4 protein-coding genes are annotated in these 4,053 nt (G+C 69.5%); 2 read left to right on the plus strand and 2 right to left on the minus strand.

Features of this window, described 5'->3' with window-relative positions; genetic code table 11:
- Together ABZ641_RS28130 and ABZ641_RS28135 are read right to left on the minus strand one after the other, a co-directional pair.
- Nucleotides 1-1,935 (minus strand): toll/interleukin-1 receptor domain-containing protein (locus ABZ641_RS28130; RefSeq protein WP_359986126.1); only part of this gene is annotated, 1,935 nt, incomplete at its 3' end.
- Between the two features lie 116 nt (nucleotides 1,936-2,051).
- The gene (locus ABZ641_RS28135; RefSeq protein ID WP_359986129.1) at nucleotides 2,052-2,558 is read right to left on the minus strand and encodes a hypothetical protein; all 507 of its coding nucleotides are present in this window, start codon (nucleotides 2,556-2,558) and stop codon (nucleotides 2,052-2,054) included.
- Nucleotides 2,559-2,806: 248 nt separating this feature from the next.
- Here ABZ641_RS28135 and ABZ641_RS28140 point away from each other — a divergent pair, with 248 nt between their 5' ends.
- Both ABZ641_RS28140 and ABZ641_RS28145 read left to right on the plus strand, forming a co-directional pair.
- Nucleotides 2,807-2,989 carry a transposase gene (locus ABZ641_RS28140; RefSeq protein WP_359986132.1) on the plus strand — a complete coding sequence of 61 codons (183 nt, stop codon included), beginning with the start codon at nucleotides 2,807-2,809 and terminating at the stop codon, nucleotides 2,987-2,989.
- A 43-nt stretch (nucleotides 2,990-3,032) separates the two neighbouring features.
- Nucleotides 3,033-3,755 (plus strand): AAA family ATPase, encoded by a 723-nt coding sequence (locus tag ABZ641_RS28145; RefSeq protein WP_359986135.1) that lies wholly within the window; start codon nucleotides 3,033-3,035, stop codon nucleotides 3,753-3,755.
- Nucleotides 3,756-4,053 lie beyond the last annotated feature (298 nt).

The raw sequence follows: 4,053 nt of genomic DNA on the forward strand, positions 1-4,053 counted from the left end.
CTCACCCAAAACACGCCTACGCGCGGCCAAGGTCTGCTCGGACAGCGGGACGGCCCGGCCCAGATCCCCCGCCGTCTGGTAGGCGGAGGCGAGGTTGTTCCGGCTGGTCAGGGTGTTCGGGTGAGCGGGGCCGAGGGCGGCGGTGCGCGCCTCGACCAGGCGCTCGTAGGTGCGGGCAGCACCGGCAGATTGTCCGGTTTCGTAGTCGTAGCGGGCGACCGCGCCGAGGAGGTCGAGCACCTCGGGGGTGTCCAACTCCTCGGTCAGGGCGCGGGCGTGCGGGGCGATGTCTGCAAGGTGGTCGAGGCGGCCCGGCGCGTGGACCAGCTTCATGAGATCGGTGGTGGCCGTGAGGGCGGCCTGGCGCAGGGCGGGGCGGGCGCTCGCGGTGGCATCGTCGAGTAGCAGGGTGCGGCCGACCAGAGCGTGGAGGAACCAGGCGGGGCTCTGACCAGCTGTGGGGCGGATGAGGGAGCGGCGCCGGGCGGTGCTGAGGGCGCGCAGGTTGGCACGGCGGGCGGTGTCCTCATCAGTGCCGTGGTAGGCGGCGTTGACGGCGGCCAACAGGAGCTCGGGCAGCGGGGCCGAGGCGAGGGTGGCGGCGAGGCGAAGCAGGGTGAGGGTGTCGGCGTCGAGGTGACGCAGGCTTCGGGTGAAGGTGGCAGCGATGTCGCGGGTATGGCCGGTGGGGACCTGGGTGACCAGGTCATCGACCAGGCGTTGGAAGGCATCGCCGGCCTGGGTGTCGGCGAGTTCGGTAAGCAGGTCGGTGTAGGTGAGGCCGGGTTGGTCGGCCAGGCAGCCGCGGGCGAGGTCGAGGGCCAACGCGTGATAGCCGAGCCGGGCAGCCAAGGTGTGGGCGGCCGCCTCCTCTTGATCTCCGATAAGGGTGCGGGCGCCGGTGAGGAGTTGGTGGGCCTCGTCGTAGTGCAGTACGTCGAGGTCAACCGAGGGGAGCTGGTAGCCGCGCCAGCGAGTGGTCATCAGGGTGCGGCCCAGCGGATGCGGGGCGGCCAGCTCGCGCAGGATCTCGGGGGTGAGCGCGCCGGGGAGGTCGTCGACCACCCACAGGCACGGGGCCCCGGCCCGTTCGAGGCGGCCGCGGGCTATGTCGCGGATCTGTGCGGGGTCGGACTGGGCGGGGTCGACTGCCAGGGCGGCGGCAACCTGCTGAGAGTGCTGGGCCAGCACCTCCGCGCGGGCCGCCGCGGTGTCGGCAGCCGCGTCCGGGGCGTGGCTTGCGGCGGCGGTGAACCAATAGATGCCGCCGGGATAGAACGCGGCGAAGCGGCGGGCATACTGCTCGACCAGCAGCGTCTTACCCACCCCGCCCAGACCGGTGACGACGGCCTGGCCAGAGCTGGCCGCATCCTGGGTGGCCGGATACTCGGGGGCGTGCAGCGCAGTGTGCAACTGCCAGAACTCCGCGACCCGGCCAACGAAGCGCTCCGAACCGGCATGCTCGGTGGGACGCCACACCGGTCGGCGCTCCTCGATCACGTCCCCCAGGCAGCCGGGCGCCCGCTCCAGCAGTTCGCGGATCCGCTGCGCGATCCGCGTCGCGGCCTCACCTTCCGTGGGCTCGCCCTCCGTCAGGATGGCGTAGCGAGCGTCGGCCAGTTGGACAGGCTGGATGTGATCCGGGCCGGGTTCGGGGTTGAGCACCACTATTCGACTGGTGGGCTCACCTAGCGCGGTCGCGGCCCGAAAGGCCGTCAGCAGCTCCCATTGGCATGCTGGCCGGCTCGGGTAGGCGGCCGAGTAGTACGCCACGAATATCCGCGCCCCGCGCAGCGCCGCGCGGATCGTGTCGGTGATCCCCGCGAACTCGTCAATTCTCGCCTCATCCAGAAAGACGCCCACCCCCGCCGCACGTAGCGCCGCCACCAGCGGCAACACCCGGGCGCGGTCCGCACGCGGGTAACTGAAGAACACCTCCTGCGCCGCTCGGGCGTGGCTCGGCACGGCATGGCCATGAGGTGCATGCATCTTTCATCCCCTCACTTCCTCTAGCGTCCCGGCATGGCGAGCACATCGCCCGGGTGCGTCTCCTAGCGGTCTGCGGTGGGAACGGCTTCGAGGAGGTTGGGCACGCCACAGGCAGTGGCGAGGAGGTCCGCGTAGGTGGTGAGGATGTCGCGGGTGTCGCGCAGTGCGGTGCGCAGTTCCTCGCCGTGGAGCCAGGCCTGTTCGTGGTCGCGGCGGGAGCGGTCGCCCGGCCGCTTGCTCTCCCAGTCCTCCAGGGCGGGGTGCCAGCTGGCGAGGAGAGGACGGATGCCGTAGTTAAGCATGGCCACGGCCAGGTAGCCGAAATTGTACTGGCCGTTCTTCTTGGGTTCGGCGACCTCCGGGCCGTACTTTCGCAGTACCTCGCGGGTGGTGGTGAACAGCGAGTACAGGCTGCTGAGGGCCTCCCGCAACAGGCCCTCGTCTGCCCGCAAGGGCACCACCGCAACGCGGGTAACCAGTTCCACGTACAGTTCCCAAGCCGCCCGGCGCTCCGCGTCGTTGGGCTCCCAGGTGCCGGAGATCTCCACCACCTTCAGGTTGAGCTTCACGTCCACACTCTTCGGCGCCCGTACCATGTCTGCTCCCTCGACTGAACTGCTGCGATTTCCGCGATTCCTGCCCTGCAGCCACGGTATACGCAGGATCATGAACCGGGGCGCGGTGTTGGCGTGATCATCAGAGCAAACGAGTCTGGGGATGAGTGCAGCAGCAGCAGCAGAGTGGGCTTGATTCGCTTTGACGGACACCTCTGATCAGGGGCTTCGGCCCCGTAAGGATGATGCCCATCATGGAGAGCATGGGGAAGAAGAAGCCATGCCCTCGCCGCTCGTTCACGCCGGAGTTCAAGGCGGAGATCGTTGAGGTGTGCCGACGCGGTGACCGCTCGGTCGGTCAGGTCGCTAAGGACTTCGATCTGACCGAGACCGCGGTGCGTGACTGGGGCAGGCAGGCCGAGTACGAGACCGTGCTCGCAGCCTGATCACCGTACCGACGGTGTCCGTCAAAGCGGAACAAGCTCACCCGTGCTCTACCTCGCCCTGGAGGACACCCCGCGCCGTCTCAAGACCCGCATGGGCAAACTCCTCGCCGGCCGCCCGGCGCCCCGGGACCTGACCATCGTCACCGAGTTCCCGCCGCTGCCCCAAGGCGGTGCCGACGCCCTCGACCGGTGGCTGACCCAGAACCCGGACGCCCGGCTCGTCGTCATCGACGTGTTCGCCAAGGTCCGCGGCAGCTCCGCCCCGGGCGTGGCCGCGTACGACGCCGACTACGCCGCCATCGGTCACGTCAAGCAGGTTGCCGACCGCCACTCGGTGGCGACGATCCTCGTCCACCACGTCCGCAAGATGGGCTCGGACGACTTCCTCGCCGAGGTCTCCGGCACCAACGGCCTCGCCGGCGCCGCCGACGCCACCCTCGTCCTCAAGCGCTCACGCGGCAAGGCCGACGGCGTTCTGCACATCACTGGCCGCGACGTCGACGAAGCCGAGCACGCCCTCTCCTTCCAGCCCGAGAGCGGAAGTTGGCACCTGCTCGACGGCCCCGCCGGCGACCACACCATCGGCGACACCCGATCCACGATCCTCGCGCACGTCCGCAACAACCCCGGCTCGAAGCCCAAGGACATCGCCGCCGCCACCGGACTCGACTACGCCAACACCCGCCAGACGTGCACCCGCATGGCCAAGGACGGCCAGCTGCACACCGACGCCAGCGGCGCCTACGTCGTGCCCGAGCCCGTGTGACAGTCCGAACCACACCCTGACTGTCACAGCTGTCACCGCTGTCACTGCAAGCCTCTGACCAGCCCATATGTCGGTGACACCCGCAGTGACAGCCCTACTCACTGTCACACCTCACAGAGGAGAACGGCCTATGACAAGGCCCCGCCCCACCCGCGCTTTCGACCTTGCAGCCGACGCCTCCGCCTCCCGCCGCCGGGTGGCGAGCCAGGTCGGCGGATCGCCGACGCCCTCGCTGCCGACCCGCTACCTCACGCCCGAGGACATCTCGGCCCTGTTCGAGGTGCCGCTGGAGACCATC

The sequence above is a fragment of the Kitasatospora sp. NPDC007106 genome (genome assembly GCF_040634455.1).
Taxonomy (GTDB): Bacteria; Actinomycetota; Actinomycetes; order Streptomycetales; family Streptomycetaceae; genus Kitasatospora; species Kitasatospora arboriphila.